Origin of the sequence: Terrimonas rubra (assembly GCF_042686025.1) — a bacterium.
Lineage (GTDB): Bacteria > Bacteroidota > Bacteroidia > Chitinophagales > Chitinophagaceae > Terrimonas > Terrimonas rubra.
The window spans coordinates 1,093,162-1,113,681 of the sequence record NZ_JBHUOZ010000003.1 but is presented as its reverse complement, the minus strand read 5'-3'; the positions used below and the strand labels follow the sequence as shown (position 1 = coordinate 1,113,681).

At 43.3% G+C, this 20,520-nt stretch carries 17 protein-coding genes; 8 read left to right on the top strand and 9 right to left on the bottom strand.

Features of this window, described 5'->3' with window-relative positions; translation table 11 throughout:
- The first annotated feature begins 20 nt into the window (after nucleotides 1-20).
- Nucleotides 21-671 (top strand): DNA-3-methyladenine glycosylase family protein, encoded by a 651-nt coding sequence (locus tag ACFS6H_RS13885; protein ID WP_386099888.1) that lies wholly within the window; start codon nucleotides 21-23, stop codon nucleotides 669-671.
- On the opposite strand, the gene ACFS6H_RS13880 is transcribed toward ACFS6H_RS13885, so the two are convergent.
- The 6 genes from ACFS6H_RS13880 to serA form a co-directional block, all read right to left on the bottom strand.
- Nucleotides 672-2,045, bottom strand: a complete 1,374-nt coding sequence (locus ACFS6H_RS13880; RefSeq protein WP_386099885.1) for an alpha-L-fucosidase — start codon at nucleotides 2,043-2,045, stop codon at nucleotides 672-674. It lies immediately after the preceding gene.
- Between the two features lie 203 nt (nucleotides 2,046-2,248).
- Nucleotides 2,249-4,429, bottom strand: a complete 2,181-nt coding sequence (gene pnp / locus ACFS6H_RS13875) for a polyribonucleotide nucleotidyltransferase (protein ID WP_386099882.1) — start codon at nucleotides 4,427-4,429, stop codon at nucleotides 2,249-2,251.
- Between the two features lie 260 nt (nucleotides 4,430-4,689).
- Nucleotides 4,690-4,959 carry a 30S ribosomal protein S15 gene (gene rpsO / locus ACFS6H_RS13870; protein WP_386099879.1) on the bottom strand — a complete coding sequence of 90 codons (270 nt, stop codon included), beginning with the start codon at nucleotides 4,957-4,959 and terminating at the stop codon, nucleotides 4,690-4,692.
- Between the two features lie 311 nt (nucleotides 4,960-5,270).
- Nucleotides 5,271-5,738: a hypothetical protein gene (locus ACFS6H_RS13865; protein WP_386099876.1), complete on the bottom strand. Its 468-nt coding sequence runs from the start codon at nucleotides 5,736-5,738 to the stop codon at nucleotides 5,271-5,273.
- Between the two features lie 126 nt (nucleotides 5,739-5,864).
- The gene (miaE, locus tag ACFS6H_RS13860; RefSeq protein WP_386099873.1) at nucleotides 5,865-6,479 is read right to left on the bottom strand and encodes a tRNA-(ms[2]io[6]A)-hydroxylase; all 615 of its coding nucleotides are present in this window, start codon (nucleotides 6,477-6,479) and stop codon (nucleotides 5,865-5,867) included.
- Nucleotides 6,480-6,691: 212 nt separating this feature from the next.
- On the bottom strand, nucleotides 6,692-7,930 hold the full coding sequence (gene serA, locus ACFS6H_RS13855; protein ID WP_386099870.1) for a phosphoglycerate dehydrogenase: 1,239 nt from the start codon (nucleotides 7,928-7,930) through the stop codon (nucleotides 6,692-6,694).
- Nucleotides 7,931-8,020: 90 nt separating this feature from the next.
- Between serA and ACFS6H_RS13850 the strand changes: the two genes are divergently transcribed.
- The 6 genes from ACFS6H_RS13850 to ACFS6H_RS13825 all read left to right on the top strand — a co-directional run bounded on the left by ACFS6H_RS13850 (nucleotide 8,021) and on the right by ACFS6H_RS13825 (nucleotide 13,445).
- Nucleotides 8,021-9,364 (top strand): serine hydrolase domain-containing protein, encoded by a 1,344-nt coding sequence (locus ACFS6H_RS13850; RefSeq protein ID WP_386099867.1) that lies wholly within the window; start codon nucleotides 8,021-8,023, stop codon nucleotides 9,362-9,364.
- A gap of 67 nt (nucleotides 9,365-9,431) precedes the next feature.
- Complete coding sequence (locus ACFS6H_RS13845) at nucleotides 9,432-10,955, top strand: NAD(P)H-hydrate dehydratase (protein ID WP_386099864.1); 1,524 nt, start codon at nucleotides 9,432-9,434, stop codon at nucleotides 10,953-10,955.
- Nucleotides 10,956-10,976: 21 nt separating this feature from the next.
- The gene (gene purE / locus ACFS6H_RS13840) at nucleotides 10,977-11,489 is read left to right on the top strand and encodes a 5-(carboxyamino)imidazole ribonucleotide mutase (protein ID WP_386099861.1); all 513 of its coding nucleotides are present in this window, start codon (nucleotides 10,977-10,979) and stop codon (nucleotides 11,487-11,489) included.
- 419 nt (nucleotides 11,490-11,908) lie between these two features.
- On the top strand, nucleotides 11,909-12,217 hold the full coding sequence (locus ACFS6H_RS13835) for a hypothetical protein (protein WP_386099858.1): 309 nt from the start codon (nucleotides 11,909-11,911) through the stop codon (nucleotides 12,215-12,217).
- 40 nt (nucleotides 12,218-12,257) lie between these two features.
- A complete protein-coding gene (locus tag ACFS6H_RS13830; RefSeq protein WP_386099855.1) occupies nucleotides 12,258-12,854 on the top strand; it encodes a hypothetical protein in 597 nt (198 codons plus the stop codon).
- Nucleotides 12,855-13,016: 162 nt separating this feature from the next.
- Entirely contained in the window at nucleotides 13,017-13,445 is a 429-nt protein-coding gene (locus ACFS6H_RS13825; protein WP_386099852.1) for a CBS domain-containing protein, read from the top strand.
- A gap of 2 nt (nucleotides 13,446-13,447) precedes the next feature.
- Here the strand turns inward: ACFS6H_RS13825 and bshC are convergent, their stop codons facing one another.
- From bshC to ACFS6H_RS13810, 3 genes are all read right to left on the bottom strand, one after another.
- Nucleotides 13,448-15,049, bottom strand: coding sequence for a bacillithiol biosynthesis cysteine-adding enzyme BshC (gene bshC, locus ACFS6H_RS13820; RefSeq protein WP_386099849.1), 1,602 nt, complete (start codon nucleotides 15,047-15,049; stop codon nucleotides 13,448-13,450).
- Between the two features lie 171 nt (nucleotides 15,050-15,220).
- Entirely contained in the window at nucleotides 15,221-17,014 is a 1,794-nt protein-coding gene (locus ACFS6H_RS13815) for a thiol-activated cytolysin family protein (RefSeq protein ID WP_386099846.1), read from the bottom strand.
- 33 nt (nucleotides 17,015-17,047) lie between these two features.
- On the bottom strand, nucleotides 17,048-18,277 hold the full coding sequence (locus ACFS6H_RS13810) for a hypothetical protein (RefSeq protein WP_386099843.1): 1,230 nt from the start codon (nucleotides 18,275-18,277) through the stop codon (nucleotides 17,048-17,050).
- Nucleotides 18,278-18,429: 152 nt separating this feature from the next.
- On the opposite strand from ACFS6H_RS13810, the gene ACFS6H_RS13805 reads away from it, so the two are divergent.
- A complete protein-coding gene (locus tag ACFS6H_RS13805; protein ID WP_386099840.1) occupies nucleotides 18,430-20,457 on the top strand; it encodes a tetratricopeptide repeat-containing sensor histidine kinase in 2,028 nt (675 codons plus the stop codon).
- Nucleotides 20,458-20,520: the final 63 nt, after the last annotated feature.

Sequence of the window (20,520 nt, the reverse complement as noted above, 5' to 3'; positions counted from 1 at the left end):
ATTTGAATAAGAAATATTTTATGGATTACGTATTACACCTTTCCAAAGACAAAAAGTTCAAACAACTGTTTGCAGGAGGCACTACACATAGTTTGAAAAAGAAAAAACATCTATGCGTGTATCTCTGCGGCTCCATCATGAGCCAGCAACTGTCTACCAAAGTGGCGGCTGTTATTTATGACCGGTTTTTAGCGTTGTATGATAACAAAATTCCTACCGCTGCACAAATAGAAGCCACTCCTTTTGAAACCTTAAGAGGTATCGGCCTGTCCAATGCCAAGGTGAATTATATTCAAAACGTAGCCCGGTTTGATATGGAGCATGGCATTAATTATACAGTGCTGAACAAGATGGATAATGAAGCCATCATCACCTATCTCACCCAGATAAAAGGGGTTGGCCGCTGGACCGTAGAAATGATGCTCATGTTTGCCCTTTGCCGCGAGGATGTTTTTGCTGTAGACGACCTGGGTATACAACAGGCCATGGTAAAGCTATACAAGCTGAATACCGATGATAAAAAAGCCCTGAAACAGGATATGTTGCGCATTTCCCAAAAATGGTCGCCCTACCGCACGTATGCCTGCCTGCATTTATGGCGCTGGAAAGATAATACACCCGATACCGCCGCCAAAAAACCAGGCGCTGCCAAAGGCAAGAATGCAGGCTAATTAAAATGCTCCCGTAATTTTATATACCCAGGCATAGCTATTCGGGTTATCAGCAGGCGTTAATGCCGGCGCCGTTATACTGATAACATTTCCTTTTTGCTGGTGTTTTACAGCCCCCTTGTAACCTAACATGGTCACTTTACCTTTTTTAATACCAGGTACTGCAATAGCAGGCTGCCATTTGGTACTGATCACATACAGGTCATTACCTTTTCGTGTGTAGTATACAGGTATATCCTTTTTTACGGGTGCTTCTTTCCAGGCTGTTGTGCCGTAGATCGCTTCCCCATTAATTGTTAACCAATCGCCCATATCTTTTAAACGCTGCTGCATGATCACTGGTATGGTGCCATCGGCAGCGGGGCCGATATTCAATAATAAGTTACCACCACGTGATACCACATCAACCAGTAAGTTGATCAAAGCACCACTGCTTAAGTATTGTTCCAGGTTTTCATTGCGGTTATAACCAAATGACTCTCCGATACCCCGGCATTCTTCCCAGGGCTTGTTTAAGCTGGCATTACCCTGTCCGTATTCCGTTGTGGTAAAAGTTCCGTGTATCCTGTCCTTTGTACCCCAACGATCGTTCACCACCACCCTGTCCTTCACCGGTGATTCATTGAATAACCAGCTGATGAATTCTTTGCTCTTCCAGGTAGTATCGCTCTGGCTCCATTCGCCATCGGGCCAGAAAATATCGGGCTGGTAACGGTTTACCAGGTCTTTCATTTGTGGCAGCATATGTTCATCAACATACTTATGTACATCCTGCTGGTATAAGGGATTGTACCATTCATAAAGGGAATAATAAAAACCCATATGCAGGCCGGAAGCTTTTACCGCTTTACTAAGGTCACCGGCCAGGTCGCGCCGGGGACCTACATCCATGGCATTCCAGTTCCATGCCTCGCGGCTGGGCCACAGGGCAAAGCCATCGTGGTGTTTACTGGTAAGTACCACATATTTTGCGCCGGCATCTTTAAATATTTTAGCCCATTGCTGCGGGTCAAACAGTTCGGCCTTAAAGCCGCTTACAAAATCCTGGTAACTAAAGTTGGGGCCGTAGTTCTTTTTGTGAAAGTCAACAAACTCTTTATGGATCTTTAAATTTTTATTGTTCAACCTTTCCCAATACCATTCGGCATAGTTACTCCCAAAGCCATCGGCATTGGAGTTGGTAGCCCAGGCAGGTACGCTGTATAAACCCCAGTGTATAAAAATACCAAACTTGGCATCGGTGAACCATTGGGGAGCCGGGCGGCTGTCTAAAGATTTCCAGTCAGGCTGGTATACGGTTTGCGAATGCAGGTTTAACCCGGCAGATAATAAAAGGATCAGTGTAAAGTAACGAAGGACTGAAGTGATTTTCATGCAAGCACTGTTTTACTCTAAAATAGGCATAAATCGATCATAAAAAATTTTAAATGTTATTCGCTATCGCAAGAAAGGGAATATAATAGCAGCAGGGCATTACAGCTTTAACCGCAATATTTGCCGCTACCGATTTATGAAAGTGCTGACTGGGTTTTAGCTAAAATAAAAAGCCCCTCTTGCGGAGGGGCTTACCAAATTTATTATTCACCTTGTGTTGGCGGCGCTTGCTGCTCTTCACGGGGTTTTTGTTCCGGTTTTGGAATTAAAGCTTTACGGGAAAGTTTGAATTTACCGGTTTTAGGATCGGTACCGATTAGTTTTACCTTAAAGGTATCACCTTCTTTTACCACACCTTCCAGTGTTTCCAAACGTTTCCAGCTTATTTCGCTGATGTGAACCAGACCTTGTTTACCAGGTAAGAATTCAACAAAAGCACCAAATGCCACAACCGATTTAACCACTGAATCATACACATCACCCACAGTTGGTACTGCAGTGATACCTTTGATCCAGGCAACGGCTTTATCCACACCTTCTTTTTCAATACCAAAGATGCTTACTTCACCGCGGTTGTTCACTTCCTCAATATTGATGGTAGTGCCGGTTTCACGCTGCATTTCCTGTATCACTTTACCACCAGGCCCGATCACTGCACCAATGAACTCACGTTCAATGAACAGTTTAACCATACGCGGAGCATGTGGTTTAACCTCCGGACGTGCGGCTGGCATAGCAGCATACATGGCATCCAGGATATGTAAACGGCCACGTTTAGCCTGGTCTAATGCTTCTTTCATTACTTCCATGCTCAGGCCATCTACTTTAATGTCCATCTGCACACCGCAAATACCATCGCGGGTACCGGTAACTTTAAAGTCCATATCGCCCAGGTGATCTTCATCACCTAAAATATCAGTTAAGATAGCATATTGATCACCTTTGGTAATCAATCCCATAGCTACACCAGAAACGTGTTTTGGAATACCAATACCCGCATCCATTAATGCCAGGGAGCCGGCACAAACAGTAGCCATAGAAGAAGAACCATTTGATTCCAGGATATCACTTACCACGCGAACGGTGTAAGGGAAATCACCACCCGGCATCATTTGTTTTAAAGAACGTAAAGCCAGGTTACCGTGTCCTACTTCACGACGGCTCTGACCACGCATCATTTTCACCTCACCGGTTGAGAACGGCGGGAAGTTATAATGCAGGTAGAATTTAGACTCATAAGAATGAGCGGCACTTTCAACCAGTAACTGATCTAAAGCAGTACCTAAGGTAACTGTTGTAAGTGACTGAGTTTCACCACGTGTAAATAAAGAAGAACCGTGTGGAGAAGGTAATACATCTACCTCCATATCCAGGGCACGTACATCTTCCAGGCCACGTCCGTCTAAACGTACACGTTCGTTCAGGATCATATCACGCACTACATAATACTGCAGGTCGCTGTAATAAGTAGAGGCTAATTTTTTAGTTAAAGCCGGCAATTCGGTTTCACCTTCAGGCAGTTCAGATTTCAGGTACTCGATCAGCTCATCATGAATAGCAGAGAACCTGTCACTGCGGTCATGCTTGGCTAAAGCACCTTTGGCTACTTCCAGCACTTTTGCACCGGCAAATGCTTTTACCTTGGCTTCTAAAGCCTCATCGGTTACAGGCTTGGTATACTCTCTCTTGGTAGTAACACCTTTCAGCGCCCTTAATTCCTGCTGTGCTTTAATTTGTATACGGATAGCATCGTGTGCTACCTGTAAAATTTCTACCAGCTCGGCTTCGCTGCACTCTTTGGCCTCACCTTCCACCATCATCAGGTTTTTCTCGGTAGCGGCTACAATAAATTCCAGGTCACCTTCTTCAATCTGGCTGCGGGTAGGGTTAATGATCAGTTCACCGTTCACACGGCCTACTCTTACCTCGGAGATAATTTCTTTAATGGGAATATCTGAAACAGCTAAAGCTGCTGAAGCAGCTAAACAGGCCATTGAATCAGGCATAATTTCAGCATCACTTGAAACAAGCGTTATAAGTACCTGTACATCACAGAAATAATCTTCCGGGAATAAGGGACGTAAAGCCCTGTCCACTAAGCGGCTGGTTAAAATTTCGTAATCGTTTAAACGTGCTTCACGTTTAAAGAAAGATCCGGGGATACGGCCGGCTGAAGCAAATTTCTCCTGGTAGTCAACCGATAAAGGGAAAAAGCTTTGGCCTTCTTTTGGTTCTTTGTTGGCTACAACGGTAGCTAAAATAATACAGTTACCGGCAGTTACCGTAACGGCACCGTCGGCCTGGCGGGCAAGGCGACCGGTTTCAATGGTCACTTCTCTTCCACCGCCTATGTCAAATGTTTTACTAATGGGTTGTTTTAACATGTAAGTTCATTTTATAAACAGGCGAATTCCTGTTTAGGTCATCTATTAATTTTGGTGGTACTTACAAGGCGTTGAGGAGTATCCGGGGCAAAAAAGGCAAGCTACAAGGGGCAAAAATATACATGCCCAAAAACAGCTATTCCCAACATGCTAACAAGTTGGGAATAGTAATTATATATGTATTTCTTCTGCGTTATCGGCGAAGAGAAACGGCGTTATATAAACACTCTCCCAGTTTTCCTTGCGGATACGGGGGAGCCTTATTTTCTCAATCCTAATTTCTCAATCAGCTGGCGATAACCGGTCAGGTTATGCTTTTGCATGTAGTTTAATAAACGTTTACGTTTACCTACCAGTTGCATCAGACCACGGTGAGTAGAGAAATCTTTTTTATTTTGTTGTAAGTGACCGCTGATCTGGCTGATACGCTCAGTCAACTGTGCAATTTGTCCTTCAATAGAGCCTGTATTGGTAGCTTTACCACCAAACTCTGTAAAAATTGCTGCTGTTTTTTCTTTTGTTAAAGGCATCTTTGTTTTTTTAAGAAATCATCCGATTTTTATCCTAATATATATTTTGTGGCGGCAAAGGTATAACAAGATTGCCGAATAGCAATAAATTAGCTAACAAAAATAGTAATTTTATTATTAAATAATTGATTGCCTGTCGATTAATTATTAATTATGAATGATGAATTAGGAATTAAAATTTTATAGCCGGCTATAGTTCCCTGATCGGGCTGAGGTTGCGACGCTCCGTTCATCGTCCCGTTCTTTATTCATCGATGAATCTTTCACGGGTTCGTGAGACACGAACCCCGGCAACAAACCAATTATTATGATCACCACTCGTAAATTATATAAATCACGATCGTTGTTATTACAAAAAGAGCGGTCACAACAGTTTCTATCATTCTACTTCTTAATTTAGAAATATGGTAGAAAAATAGTATCAATGGCGATAAGATAATACCTGCCTGAACACCCCATATCCAATTCATATCCATCCCTCTATGCCTCACTTCATCCAGATCTCCCCACTCTTTATCAGGGTTGAAAGTGTCAACGATAAAGTTTGTCAGTAAAAACAGGTTAACATACAACATGACTCCCAAAATAATAGAAAAAAGTATAGTAGAGAGTAGCTTTTTTCTAAAAACAAAACTTGAGAATGTTACTACGCCCAAGACTAACATAAATATTTGTGGTTTATTTTTTAAGTGTGTTTGCAAAATCGCCGTGCCAATTAACAGGCCTGCGAATACAATTCCAACGATAACATTTACAAACCTTTTAGTCATTATTTTCATATTGAATTGGTGTAACTCAATAAAATAGATGCATTAAAAGGTTAATTACCTAATTAAACACTAAGTTTATTAATATCACACCGCTGCGCTAACCTTAAACCTTAAACTTTAAACCCTTGAACCTCCCTAATGTATCCTATCTCCTCTTACCTCTAAACTTTTGATCACTTCTGCCTCATACACCAGCCACTCGTTCCAGCGTTTACGCACCAGGTCTTTGTCCAGGTAAGTTTCTGCAAGCTCTATGAATAAGGTATAGTGCCCGGCTTCGCTTTCCATAAAACGGCGGTAAAATTTGCGCAGGTATTCATCTTCCAACCCTTCACTTAATCTTTTGAAACGTTCGCAGCTGCGGGCTTCAATTAAGGCCATGGTGAGTAAAGCATCCAGAAAACGGCCTTCGCGGGAACCGCCACGTTGCTGAAAGCTGATCAGTTTATTCACATATTCGTCCTTACGCTGCAGGCCCAGTTTCAGCCCACGTTTATGCAGCTCGGCCAGTACCAGGCGGAAATGCCCCCACTCCTCCGTTACAATCGGCGCCAATTCGGTCACCACCTTGGGGTAGTCGCTGTAACGCTGTACCAGGGTAATACAGGTAGTGGCCGCTTTTTGCTCACAATAGGCATGATCGGTCAATATATCTTCCAGCGACATTTCGGCCAGGCTTACCCAACGCGGATCAGTGGGTAATTGTAAGCCTAAGATGTTTTTGGCATCCTGTGATAGTTGTTCTTCCATACAACAAAGCTAACTTAATTAGATAATCAGGGAATTAGATAATTTGGAAATGAGGACCTCCATAATACCATAAACCGTTTTCTTCATGACCATCTGTGTTACTACAGCTGAAGTGTGCGACGCAAGGGACGATGCCATCTGCACTGTTGTTGGTAACATAAAAAAAGTTGAGCCAGGCTCAACTTCTATATACTACATAGTTTATACTAGAATTAATACAACAGTCTCACTTTGATCGTTTCTTTTACCTCTTTTAATAGTTGTACCGCCTGTTTGGAGAGCTTACGGTCTACATCCAGCACCACATAACCAATAGTTTCATTGGTTTTTAAATACTGGCCAACGATATTGATATTGTGTTTGGATAATTGCGTATTAATGGCCGATAATACACCGGGTACGTTTTTGTGTATATGCAGTATGCGGTGCGAACCTTCCTGTGGCGGCAGGGCCAGTGCAGGAACGGAATGTGAACCAAAGGTGATGCCTTTTTCCAAAAAGTTCAGCATTTTATTACTTACATCCTCGCCAATATTTTGTTGGGCCTCTTCGGTACTGCCACCGATATGGGGTGTCAGTATCACGTTGGGCAGGTCCTGTACGGGGGACTGGAAACGGTCGCCGTTTTTTTCAGGCTCCCAGGGAAATACATCAATAGCAGCACCGGCAATATGTTCATCAATGATGGCTTTACGCAAAGCATCCAGGTCAACCACTTCACCACGGGCATAGTTAATAAGGATAGAACCTTTTTTAAAATACTTGATGGTGGTTTTATTAATGATATTACGGGTTTGCGTGGTATCGGGTACGTGCATGGTCACCACATCGGCTTTGCCCAGCACATCTTTTAATGTTTTGCCATCTACCGCATTACCCAAAGGCAGTTTGGTTTCGGCATCATAAAATAATACTTTCATACCCATGGCTTCGGCCAGTACGCTTACCTGGCTGCCGATATTACCATAACCGATAATACCCAGGGTTTTACCACGTAATTCAAAACTTCCCTTGGCATCCTTCATCCAGATACCCTGGTGGGCGGCTTTGTTTTTATCGGGAATACGACGTATTAACATAATGGATAAACCGATCACCAGCTCGGCAACGGAACGGGTATTGGAGTAAGGCGCGTTAAACACGGCTACACCATGCTCGGTTGCAGATTGCAGGTTAACCTGGTTAACCCCGATACAAAAACAACCTATTGCCTGCAGCTTGGTAGCAGCGGCTAATACCTTAGGCGTTATCATTGTTTTGGAACGGATGCCCAGGATATGTACATCCTTAATCGCTTTTACCAGTTCGTCTTCTGTTAAAGCTTTTGAAAGCTTTTCTACATTAACATATCCCTGGCTCTGGAAGTTTTTTACTGCAAGGTCACTGATGTTTTCTAAAAGCAGCACCTTTATTTTTTCTTTTGGATAGCTGGTCTGTTGAGCGGTTGCCATAATGGTTGCAAATATAGTTATTAAGACTATTCAACAAATGGGGAAAAATTAAGGTATCATGGCCTGTGCTGCCTTGTTATTTTTGCAGCTATGACATGGATGACAAGCATAAAGCAAAGCGCCTGGATAGGAATAATAACGATAGTTAGTTATGGCTGTGGCGCCATTAGCCCGAACAAGGATGAAACAGTTGACAGTACTATATTTAAGCTGCCCGAGCCTTTGACCATCAGTAAGGATTCTTTAGACCGGTATGGCAAAGCGGTTTCGGATTTTTTAGACACCAATTTGCTGAATAAAGATTTTAACGGCGCCTGCCTGGTAGCTGTAGGCGGTAATATTGTTTACGAACGTTATGTAGGCTACCGTGACCTGAGAAAGAAAGACAGCATAACCGATACTACCAGCTTTCACCTGGCTTCTACTTCCAAGCCACTGACCGGCACAGCCGTATTGCAGCTGGTACAACAAAACAAACTTTCCTTAAACGATACACTGGGCAAATTTTTCCCGGGCTTTCCTTATCCCAATATCAGTGTATTCATGTTACTTACCCATCGCAGTGGCTTACCCGATTATGTGCATTTTATGGGCGATAGCAAGAAGTGGGATATAAAGACGATGGTGACCAATGACCTGATGTTACAGTTTTTATATGACCAGCAACCAAAGCCCAACTTCTCTCCCAACCGTGGCTTCAGCTATTGTAATACCAATTTTGTGCTGCTGTCCATGATCGTTGAAAAAGTAAGCGGCATGTCCTTCCCGGAATACATGAAACAGCATGTGTTTGGCCCTTTACAAATGTTGCATACCTATGTGTACACATTGGCCGACAGTAACCATGCTACTCCCTCCTTTAAAATAAACCGTGAGTTCTGGCCCGATGATCACCTGGAGGGAACATATGGCGATAAAAACATTTACAGTACACCTAAGGATATGCTAAAGTTTGACCAGGCATTGTATAGTGGTCAGCTGATACGCCCTACCCTGATGGACTCTGCCTTTACACCTTACAGCCACGAAAAACCCAGTATTCATAATTACGGATTAGGCTGGCGTTTATTAATGCTGCCTAATGGTAAGAAAGTGGTATACCATTTTGGCCGCTGGCATGGTTTTACACCTGCCTTTGCCCGCCTGACAGATGAAAAAGCAACTATTATTATTTTAGGTAATAAGTTTAACCGGCATATTTACAGTGCCGGCCACCAGCTGTACGATATTTTTGGCGACTACCAGCAACGTCGTTCCCCTGCAAAGGAAGAACAGGCTGATGAACCCAAAATTGCCCCTGCATCCAAACAAAAGACCGTTAGAAAGGAAAAGCCGGCTCCTAAAAAAACAGCAACAGTAAAGACGGAGAAAAAGGCAACGGCAAAAAGCAGGACCACCCCGCCTGCCACTAAAAAAACCGTTAAGAAAAAGTAATACCGGTAAGTATGCCTGCTTAATAAATACACCGGCAAACCAGTAATAAATTGTTTAATTTACCGGTATGAAACTTTTTACCGCACAACAGATCAGGGACTGGGATAGTTATACCATGCAGGAAGAGCCCATTGCATCCATAGACCTGATGGAGAGAGCGGCAACAGCCTGCGTGGACTGGCTGCAGCATCGTTTTCCCAAACAGGAGTTTTATACTATTTTTTGTGGTAAGGGTAATAATGGCGGCGATGGGCTGGCTATTGCCCGTTTATTAATGGCACGCAATTGTTCTGTTACAGTATACATTCCTGAATCAGGGCAGCAAGGCTCCTATGATTTCCAGGCAAACCTTGAACGGCTTAACCAGGTATATCCCGAAGTTATCCAGTTTATAGAAACGCCGGAAGAGCTTCCCCTGGTAGCAACCGGTAATATTATTATTGATGCGATACTGGGTACGGGTATCAACCGCCCGGCCACAGGTTTTACCGCGGCCCTGTTTGATTATATTAACTCGCTCAGCAATATTGTTGTTGCTATTGATATGCCCAGCGGCCTGTATGCCGATAAGGCCGGTGATAACAACCCGGTTATAGAGGCCGATCATACCTTAAGTTTCCAGGGTTATAAAAGGGCCTTGTTAATGGCCGATAATGCAGGGGCCGTTGGCGAAGTACATGTGCTGCCCATTGGACTTGACCCCGATTATTATAACCAGACCAATACGCCTTTTGAAGTGATTGATGCAGCATTGATCGCTACCATTTATAAACCCCGTTTACGTTTTGCCCATAAAGGCAATTATGGTCATGGACTGGTTATTGCCGGCAGTTATGGTAAGAACGGTGCAGCCGTACTGGCCTGCCGCGCTGCGGTACGGTCAGGGATAGGTTTACTAACCTGTTATACCCAGGACTCCGGTTATATAGTTTTACAAACCTCGGTGCCCGAAGCGATGCTTATTACCGACCCTGACCCTGATCATATTACAGAACTCCAGCTGGATACAACACCCTACCGTGCTGTTGGTATTGGCCCCGGTATTGGCACCCAACCCGCCACTATCAAAGCTGTTTATCAATTACTGCAGCAATACCGTCAACCCATGGTCATTGATGCCGATGCGTTGAATATACTGGCTAAACACCCGGACTGGTATGATCTGATCCCATCGGGAAGTATACTAACACCCCATCCCAAAGAATTTGAACGTCTTTTTGGCGCTACCACCAATAATTTTACCCAGCAGCAGTTAGCGCTTGAAAAAGCACAACTATTGAATTGCATCATCATAGTAAAAGGACACCATAGTTTTATTGCCACACCGGCAGGCAAAGGATTTTACAATACCACAGGCAATGCGGGCATGGCCACGGGCGGCAGCGGCGATGTACTTACGGGTTTACTTACCGGTATACTGGCCCAGGGATATACACCTGAAGATGCCGCCATTTTTGGCGTATACCTGCATGGCCTGGCCGGCGACCTGGCTGCCGCTGCCAACAGTATGGAAGCCATGACGGCCGGTGATATCATTGAATACCTGGGTCAATCTTTTCAACAAATTGGCCGGTATGGCCGGAGTATCTGATTGTTTTCCTTTCTTTGCAGCATGAATATTCAAGTTGGTATTATAATGGGCAGCGATAGTGATTTACCGGTAATGCAACCTGCTGCCGACATACTGAAGGAGTTTAATATTCCTTTTGAACTGACCATTGTATCGGCGCACCGTACGCCGCAGCGTTTAATGGATTACGCATCCGGCGCAGCTTCCCGCGGATTAAAAGTAATTATTGCCGGGGCCGGCGGCGCTGCACACCTGCCGGGTATGGTGGCATCGGTTACTACCTTGCCGGTGATAGGGGTACCGGTAAAATCATCCAACAGTATTGATGGCTGGGATTCGGTATTATCCATTTTACAAATGCCATCCGGTGTACCCGTAGCTACCGTGGCGCTTAATGGTGGTAAAAATGCAGGCATCCTGGCGGCACAGATCATCGGCAGCAGCGATGCTACCGTTGCACAGGCCATTCAGACCTATAAAACCAATTTACAGAACGAGGTATTGGCCAAGGCCGAAAAACTGCAGGTCAGTTTTACCAACGGGTTTGATAAATAGTTTATCACAAATTATCTGTAGCCACTTTATTACGCTTATTATTTTCTACATATTATAACCGGGAAAAATATGATGCATTTCCCGGTTATTCACATCTATTTCTTTTTTTCTCTTCTCTTACTATTCGGTAGTAAAACAGGCATGTTATATATTGATAAATTTTAAATATAAACAGCAACACACCTGCCAGATATTTTATCCAAATGAATGCCCTAACTTTTACACGAGAAAAACATCATCTCTTCTTCTAAACCGATAGTTAGATTTATCATTTCCATTGTAAATACTACAACTTATAGGAGTATCAGCTCCTCAAAGTTGTTAATATAAAAAAACAGGGGTACAGGTTACAGCCCGAATATTAGTAGAAAAATCGACTGATAATTAAACTATTTATATCCACCATTAAAACATCACCTATGCTTAAAAAAATTTCAGCAGTACTGTTATTTATTATCATAACCAATACCAGTTTTGCTTCTCCAGAAACGCTTGCTCCTGAAGTAACCCCAAACTCACCGACCAATACACTTTATAAGTTTAAAGTAAGCACAATAAATGAAATTGAATACTGGTGGATACTCCACAATGACGGTTGTTTTCGCTTGTATAAAGTTGTGATTGTGGACGGCATTTTAGAATTCTGGACAGCACTAGGCTGGTCAAACTATATTGGCCCCACTACGAATTGTATATATACCAAAGATCAAATGGAAGCAATGTGCTGACAAGTATCCATTTATTTTAACTCCCCAAACACCCTTAACAATGCTTTTATACATATCAGAAATAAGGCTGCTTTTGCTATTATCTATTATATTGCTTGCTCCAAAAACAAAGGGCCGGGCAAATGGAATTTCATTATGTGACACTGTTCCGAGAGACAGTTATGATATTTTTAAGAATAAACCTAATGATGTATCGCCCTATGTCATTCTTAAAAGTAAGGAAACGGGAGAAGTTTTGTTTGAACGTACTTTAGAAAATGGGAAATGTGCAGACTGCTATGACACTTTAACAAGCAAAGCTGACACCTACTACAAAAACAAAAAATATTCCGACGCCGCCTTGTTATACTTTTCTGCATTTACCTTAAATAACAACAAAGGAAAAGTAAAACACAGACTGAATGCAGCATGTTGTTTCACTAAAATAAATGATGTAGATAAAGCTTTTGAGAATTTAAACAAAGTAGTATTTAACGCTCAATTTCATAATATATATGAAATATCTTCAAATGAATGTTTTAATCCCTTACAAAAAGACCACAGATGGGCGCCCCTGATCCAGGGGCTTAAAAACAACCTGGACAAAATACAGCAAAAGCTAAGTAAGGAAACAATAATAGAGGAGCAAAGGCACTAACCTGAAATAGCCCCGAATACTAAGACACTTTACAAGTAATTAATATTCAATAATCTAAGCACAGAAAACCAGAACACCAAGCCATCTCTGTCCCCGTTATGCAATTTTATTTATTCTTACCCAAGTTTTCAGTATATTCAGTTAACTAAACCTGATTGTTATATGAAAAAAGTTGCCGCTGTTTTATCCCGCAAAGGCAGTCAGCTAGCCACTGTTAGCCCCGATACCTCTGTAGTAGATGCCCTGACATTAATGGCCGAAAATAATATCGGGTCGGTAGTAATATTAAAGGAGGGTAACTACCTGGGCATTATGACCGAACGTGACTATTCCCGCAAAGTGATTCTGAAAGGCAGGAATTCTTCAGAAACAAAGGTTGCAGATATCATGTCCGATGACCTGCCCCGGGTTTCACCCAATGACAGTATTGAACATTGTATGCAACTGATGACCGATCAGCATATACGTTATATGCCGGTATTTGATAATGACCGGCTGGCAGGTATTATTTCTATGAGTGATGTGGTAAAGGAAACCATCCTGGCCCAGAAGGAGACCATCGATCATTTACAGAGTTATATTCAGCAATAGTGTTAGTCTATTTGCAGTAATACAAATTCACTTTCCAGGGCAGGTGAATGCTGGTTCAGCTGCAGGATAAACGCTTCGCCATGCCGTGCGTAGAAGGAAATAAAATTCTCTACTCTTTCCTGTAAGTTATGATGAGGGAAAAGTGCTTTTTTAAGTTGACTGATCTGCTGTTTGGTAGTATCAAATTTACGTTTTTCGGCACGTAACATTTTTTTCTCCAGCTTTTCTATCTTTTGCAGGGCTATTGTCTGCAGGGCTTCTACATGCCTGGTCAATGTAACATCAATAGCTGCTGCCTGCTGTTTAATGGACTGGTATTGCGCTTTAATTTTTTCTATTGCATTGGCCAGGCTCAATTCATGTGCCGTATCACCTTTTACCAGCTTGTTCAGCAACGCCGTTTCGGGTAAAAATATATCCGCATCTTCCAGGCCAAGCTTCTCTATTTTTTTTCGCTGTTCTTTATCAAATATCAAAAAAGAGTTCCGTAACAACAGTATAGGGAAAGGCACTTTATAATGTGCAAATACGCCCTGCAGTTGCAACCAATAGGCCAGCTCTCCCCCACCACCTACAAACAGGATATTGGGCAATACCGTTTCCTGCATAATACCACGCAATATAACGTTCGGGCTAAACCTTTCCGGGTGTTGTTCCAGCTCCTGCAACATGGCCTCACCGGTGAACTGCAGATCGGTATCTACTACGCTGAATCCTTTTTCCGTTGTTTCAATCCTGTTCCTGATACCATCAGCCAGGTAAAAAAGATTAACAGCACGCGGATGCGCCTGCTCTTTATAACCGGCCTCCTGTAAACGTTTACCGGTTTCTTCTACCAGGGGTAAAGCGCTTTGCTGGTAAAGATCATCTTTAAATACAGGGATCAGCAGTTGTTTAAATACAGGATTATCGGGAATTAGTACCACCAGGCCAAAACGGCCGAATAAGGTATTCACCAATGACAGTGTTGCCTGCTGGATGGTCTCTCCTTTTTTATATGCAGCTCTTAAAATATCAATGATCTCCTTACCGAATGGTTCTACACCTACCTGGCTGGCCGTTTCTTCCAGTAAGCCCAGTAAAGCATCATCAACGATCATTTTACCCACAGCCCCGGTTTGCCCGGTTTCCCAGCTGTATTTTTTTTCATCAATAAAATAATGCCCCAATTCATCCAGGTCAGCATCTTCGCTGCCCATATAATAAACCGGTACAAAATCGTATTCGGGAAATATGGTCTTACAGCTATCAGCTAAACGGATAGCATGTATGATTTTATATAAGAAATATAAAGGACCTGTAAATATATTGGGCTGGTGTGCCGTGGTAATAGTGAAGGTAGTAGGCTGTAACAACAACTCCAGGTTTTTCTCGAGTTCAACGGTTTTATTCAAACCTTTATACTGTTGCTGCAAGCCGGTTAACAAAGCCTTACGGTCAGTTGCAAAAGCCTGCCGGTTGGCAATAGCCTGTTTAACCCCCTCCACATCCGGACGTGCGGCATAAAAAGGTTGTAAAGCCTCAGCATTTTGCAAATAATCGTTAACAATGGCTGAGAAATAGCCGGTTTGTTTAAATGATAGCTTTGTTGTTGTACAATCCATAGCAGGGAGCAAAATTAAGGAACCAAACGATAGTTTGCGTTAGTAACAAAAAAGCATTACAAAAGTTTAGCAAATTATTATCCCGGCAGATCGGCACATCCAAAAACAAAAGGACCGCCTCCATCAGGAAACAGTCCTTTTATACCGGTAAAAAAGAATGTTAATTAACTACTACTCTTCAAACACATCAAACCAGGTCACAATTTTATTGGTATTGCCTTTTTCATTGGTCACCAGTTTAAACATACCTTCAGTAGCATCCCAGTCAATACTCGCAGGCGCGGTTGTCGGGCTTTTCAGTACACTGTAAATATCCTTGTGTTTTATACGTATGGTTCTGAACTCGTAAGGCACGCCTTTATTCCATTCTTCATCGTATAATTCCACCCGCACGGTTATCTCGTTCCTCGCCAAGGAGGCGGCATCTGTGGGCATGGTAAATACAAAATCCGTAGCCCGTCCGTTCAGCGAATAAGCGCCGTCATCCGAAGGCCGTACCGATTCTTTTACTTTTACATTGGCCGATAGTGGTTTGTTCCATACATCAACGGTTTTACTGCCATTGGTCACAATTATTTTTCCATAAATATCTTCATCACTGCTAAAGCCGTCATTCACTGTAGGACAGGTAAAAGCGATCATCTTTATACGCACTTTAATATCAGCCGGTGTTTCAGGCAGGGGTACACAATTCCTGCGGGGGTAGGTCATGGTGGTTCTCAGCATCATGGTTTCACCGGTTTTTAATGATTTAATGCCAAAGGCAATAGGTACTACCGGTGTAGTGGCCGAAAAGTCGGTTACTTCATTGGTCAGTATCCGGCGCACACCATCTAAGGTAAGGCTGTTACGGAGACTCTGGTTACCATCCACCCCTTTAAAAATACCTTTAATGGACATACTGCTCATGGTCTGCTTTTGTTCCATTGTCATATTTGCATCAATAGCAGTTGTTGGCGAAGCCTGGAAAGCCGCATTCAGCGTAGCTTCTATGGTACTGTAAGAAGAGTCGGATTCAATTTCCACAATACCAAAAGAACCATAGGTAACCGTAGCAATAATACCGGCGTTGACAGAGAGGTTATCGGCCACCACCACATCGCTGAGGTCATTATCCACTTTAACGGTAAAAGCATCTCTTAAAAATTTCAACACGATCTTGTTCTTCTTTACGCCGTTACCGGCCCCCGATGTGGCCCTGATATCCAGGTTAATGGGTGTGGCCATAACGCCTAAACCGGCCTCAATAGAAAACTGTTCCATATTGGAGTATTGAATATCCTCGAACATCCAGCCCTGGCTGCCAAAAGGATTACTGCCAAAAGAGTTTTTAATTTCATTTACCTTCTCAATAACAGCGCCCTGGGTAACACCCGTACCGGGGATTGTTTTCATGATAGGCGCCCTGGAAGTACCGGCGGCGATCAGGGCAATACTCAGGTCCTTCCTGCTGGTATAACCGTTAAAACTCTGGTAAGAGCCTTCATCCATCGAAGAGATATTAATGATCCGGCCCGGCCATATTTCTGCAGCCGAGGGTTCCAGTAAATTCAATTCATTAAAGCCGGCTGTTAAGGTTACCTGTTGTACCGTACAAACTGAACCGTTATCACTTACAGTACTGGAGGTGCCTTCCGATTCCTGTACGCCCAGGTTGCCATCATTGGGTACAACTTCCACGGTTCTGCCATTTCTCACCGTTTTAAACTCGCTACCTTTCACAGCCAGGCCCGATCCTACTTTCACCGGTTGGCCTTTGAATTTAAAAGAGTTCAGCAAAGCTTCTTTCTTTTGAAGGTTTTGAGCTGTCTGCGGCTGAATACGGGGATTTAAAAACTGTTTCTGCAAAGCCGGTGTTGCCAGCCTTTTATTTACCACTGGCTTTACCTGTGCCTGGCTGCTGCCGGCAACTACCCCCGAAAGAACAGCGGCCGCTGCCATACTCCATACTAACTTTGATTTCATAGTCGTCTTATTTAAGGTTTAAGTTTTAAAAAATTACCGCATCATACAGGAAACCCCGGCCACGGGAATAAAGGCCTGTGTCTTGCCTTTGTTATCAAATACCCAGCGCATACCATAATTGATCATCAGGTTCTTGCCAATACGCCAGTCGCCACCAATGGTGAGGTTATTGGGGTGTAATACGGTCCAGTTAACCGAAGAACTGACGATCTCCCTATCCGCAGGTTCGTCAAATGTTTTTTGTAAAGCTGCTACTGCCGACCGGGTCGATTTTCGCTCGTGTAAGAACTCGGCAAAAAAGCTGTACACAGGACTGCCATAACGCAGGTTAATCCCTAAAGAATAAATATTATTCTCCGCCACTGCTGTTTCATTTGTTTCTTCCAGGGTGTTACGGTCTCTCAACAAAAAATCAATCTGCTCATCGTACTGGGTAATGCGGGCCAGGCCCGATACCATGATTTTTTTACCCAGCGGAAAGCCGCCGTTCAGCCAAAGCCCCATCCCTGTATTGCGGTTAAGGCGCAGTTTTCTTAACGACCCGGCGCTGTCTGTCTGGTAAGTATATACACGGCCAAAAGCTATATCCAGCGAAGCGGCATTCCAGTGCTCGGTAACAAATATGGCGGCCCGGCTATTGATCTCTTCGTTTCGCCTGGCATTCAGGGAAAGTAATGTTTCGCGGGTTGCTGCGATCTGGTTTCTTAAATCCGGCTTTTCTAATATATTTTTTGTTGTATCCAGTTTTATTTCCAGTTCTTTTAACTGTTGTAACAATTGTGCTTTTTCATCAGTAAAACGGCTGCCGATATCCTCGTATAATTCGGTGGCCATTAAAGGGTCTTTTTGCCGGATGATATTCATCTTTACCGCAAAGCCTATCCGGCGGTCACTTTCCTCGTTTTGTACTGTACCTACCGATACATCAATGGAGGCCAGCTTCCGCATAAATGCCGATGCCTGCTGGTAGCGATCCAGGTTCTTACGGTTATAAAATATTTCCCACACAGGCTGCGATTGTATGGCCAGGTTGGGATTCAGCTTCCAGTCCTTAAAGGACCAGTCCACTTTAAAATCTTTAATATCCGATGTCCTGTTGATCTGTGATGGTGTTACCCCCATTAAATCAAATACAGGTGAAGGCGGGATGGAAAATTCTTTGGGTGAAAGCCGGCCGGCTTTGTTGCCGGCATTATCCTGTGCCGTCAGTATAACAGGTAACAGGAGTGTCAGCCCGATACCAATGATCCCCGTTTTTTTCATGTCAGTGTTTGTTTTGCGATAAAGCAAACCTAACATCAACAGGTGCCGGTAACTATACTTGAACCGGTTGAAAAAACAGCCGGAAAAATACCTGAATTCAAGTAATAAAAAAGTGGATAGAATGGCTACTTTTATTCATTAATAAAATTTACATGAGCCCACGCCGTTTAACCACCTGCCTCGCCTTGTTTTTTTTAAGCGTGCAGTTATATACACTTAAAGCCCAAACTCTCAACGAGGACAGCCTGGTGAACAGTTTCCGGACAGAAAAGAATGACAGCATCCGTATCTATGGCGCTTTAAAATGGGTGAACTATTTATTAAACCATAAACTGGCCACCGAACAGGGATTCCGGGTACTGGACAGTATAAAAAAACTGCCGGCCATACAGCAATACCCTACCCTGCAGATACAGGGCTATAATATTGCCGGCAACTTTTACAAAAGCAACAATAACTGGCCCGGTGCGCTAGATGCTTTTAATACAGCTTTCACCGCTGCCGGAAACCTGAAGGATAACAACCAGCGTAACAAAGTAAAAATGATGTTGCTCTCCAATATAGGCAGCATCTACACGGTCAACGGCGATTTCAAAACCGCACTGGAATACCGCTTGCAGGCACTGGAACTGGTGGAACAGCACCCCCCCCTGAACTATACCAACCTCGGCACTGTCTATATTAACCTCTCTACCGATTACCTGAGCCTTAAAATGCCGGATAAAGCCATTGAATATGCACAAAAAGTAGAACAAATATTTGACAGCCTGAAAGCACCGCTGCAACTGACCGCCTATTCACAGTTTTATGATATTTACAGTTATACCCGCAACCAGGATAGTATAAAAAAAACGATCAGTAAACTCACAACACTGTTAGCTGCAACTAATTTAAGTGTTGCCCAAAAACTGGATGGGGAATATATGGCCGCTTATATGCAGGGCGATTATGAACTTAGTTATAATAAAAATATACCGGCCGCTATTAGCTTTTATACCCGGGCACTGGAAAAAGCACAACAACTGGAAGATAACCGGCAGATCGTTTTTATACAAAGTAAGCTGGGTAATGCACAGCTACAGCAAAACAATACCGGTGCCGCCATCAGTCATTTATTACCGGCCTATACGTTAAGTAAAGCCGAACAACTGACCGACCAGGAACTGGAGCTCAGCAAACTACTGGCCAATAGTTATTATAAACAGGGATCTCACCAACAGGCTGCAGATTTTTATGCCATGGCCAATATCCTGGCCGACAGTATTTACAACAAGGCTAAAACCAACGAACTGAATTTCCTGGAAGGCAAATACCAGAACCAGTTAAAAGAAAAAGCCATTACCGAATTAACATTGACCAATTCCCTTAACCGGATAAAGATCTTACAACGTAATAAATGGCTCATTACAGGCGGCGCCATTGCCGGCGTTGTTTTGCTGTTACTTTTCTTTTTATACAAAAACAGCAAGCAGAAACAACTACTTATTCAAAAAGATAATGAACAACAGCAGCAACATATCCTGTTCCTGCAACAACAGCAACAGGTAGTGAGTATGCAAAGTATGATCAACGGGCAGGAGACCGAACGCACCCGTATTGCCAAAGACCTGCACGATGGCTTGGGCGGTTTATTCTCCACCGTAAAAATGCATTTCAGCAGCCTGCAGCACGAGCAGGAAGCCCTGGCACAAAATGCCGCTTTTATTAAAAGTTATGAATTGGTCAACACCGCTTCGGAGGAAGTGCGCCGTATTGCCCACAATATGATGCCGGAAGTATTGATCAAAATAGGACTGATACCGGCAGTACAGGAACTATGCAGCAGTATTAATGCCGGCCGTTTGTTACATACCAACCTGCAGGTATATGGTATGGATAAAAGACTGAACCCATCTACCGAGATCATGTTATACCGCATTGTACAGGAGTTGTTGAATAATATCATCAAACATGCGCATGCCACCGAAGCCATCCTGCAGTTCAACAAAGACGGGAACCGCCTGTCAGTTACCGTAGAAGACAATGGCCGTGGTTTTAACACCGAAGCCGGGGATGTACAAAACGGCATCGGCCTTGAATCGGTTAAAAGCCGGGTAACCTACCTCAACGGCCAGTTATCCATCGACTCGCAGCAGGAAGTAGGCACTACCGTGATGATGGATTTTTTAATTAACGACTAACAACTGTTCTCCCAACAATACGATAAAAGTTTTTACCGGTTATACTAGCATCCGAACAATTTT

What these genes read in the sequence shown, in the direction of transcription:
- ACFS6H_RS13865 (WP_386099876.1), bottom strand. Translation starts at nt 5,738, where the DNA reads ATGAAAATAATGACTAAAAGGTTTGTAAATGTTATCGTTGGAATTGTA.
- serA (WP_386099870.1), bottom strand. Translation starts at nt 7,930, where the DNA reads ATGGCAACCGCTCAACAGACCAGCTATCCAAAAGAAAAAATAAAGGTG.
- miaE (WP_386099873.1), bottom strand. Translation starts at nt 6,479, where the DNA reads ATGGAAGAACAACTATCACAGGATGCCAAAAACATCTTAGGCTTACAA.
- ACFS6H_RS13850 (WP_386099867.1), top strand. Translation starts at nt 8,021, where the DNA reads ATGACATGGATGACAAGCATAAAGCAAAGCGCCTGGATAGGAATAATA.
- ACFS6H_RS13805 (WP_386099840.1), top strand. Translation starts at nt 18,430, where the DNA reads ATGAGCCCACGCCGTTTAACCACCTGCCTCGCCTTGTTTTTTTTAAGC.
- pnp (WP_386099882.1), bottom strand. Translation starts at nt 4,429, where the DNA reads ATGTTAAAACAACCCATTAGTAAAACATTTGACATAGGCGGTGGAAGA.
- bshC (WP_386099849.1), bottom strand. Translation starts at nt 15,049, where the DNA reads ATGGATTGTACAACAACAAAGCTATCATTTAAACAAACCGGCTATTTC.
- rpsO (WP_386099879.1), bottom strand. Translation starts at nt 4,959, where the DNA reads ATGCCTTTAACAAAAGAAAAAACAGCAGCAATTTTTACAGAGTTTGGT.
- ACFS6H_RS13845 (WP_386099864.1), top strand. Translation starts at nt 9,432, where the DNA reads ATGAAACTTTTTACCGCACAACAGATCAGGGACTGGGATAGTTATACC.
- ACFS6H_RS13835 (WP_386099858.1), top strand. Translation starts at nt 11,909, where the DNA reads ATGCTTAAAAAAATTTCAGCAGTACTGTTATTTATTATCATAACCAAT.
- ACFS6H_RS13885 (WP_386099888.1), top strand. Translation starts at nt 21, where the DNA reads ATGGATTACGTATTACACCTTTCCAAAGACAAAAAGTTCAAACAACTG.
- ACFS6H_RS13810 (WP_386099843.1), bottom strand. Translation starts at nt 18,277, where the DNA reads ATGAAAAAAACGGGGATCATTGGTATCGGGCTGACACTCCTGTTACCT.
- purE (WP_386099861.1), top strand. Translation starts at nt 10,977, where the DNA reads ATGAATATTCAAGTTGGTATTATAATGGGCAGCGATAGTGATTTACCG.
- ACFS6H_RS13825 (WP_386099852.1), top strand. Translation starts at nt 13,017, where the DNA reads ATGAAAAAAGTTGCCGCTGTTTTATCCCGCAAAGGCAGTCAGCTAGCC.
- ACFS6H_RS13830 (WP_386099855.1), top strand. Translation starts at nt 12,258, where the DNA reads ATGCTTTTATACATATCAGAAATAAGGCTGCTTTTGCTATTATCTATT.
- ACFS6H_RS13815 (WP_386099846.1), bottom strand. Translation starts at nt 17,014, where the DNA reads ATGAAATCAAAGTTAGTATGGAGTATGGCAGCGGCCGCTGTTCTTTCG.
- ACFS6H_RS13880 (WP_386099885.1), bottom strand. Translation starts at nt 2,045, where the DNA reads ATGAAAATCACTTCAGTCCTTCGTTACTTTACACTGATCCTTTTATTA.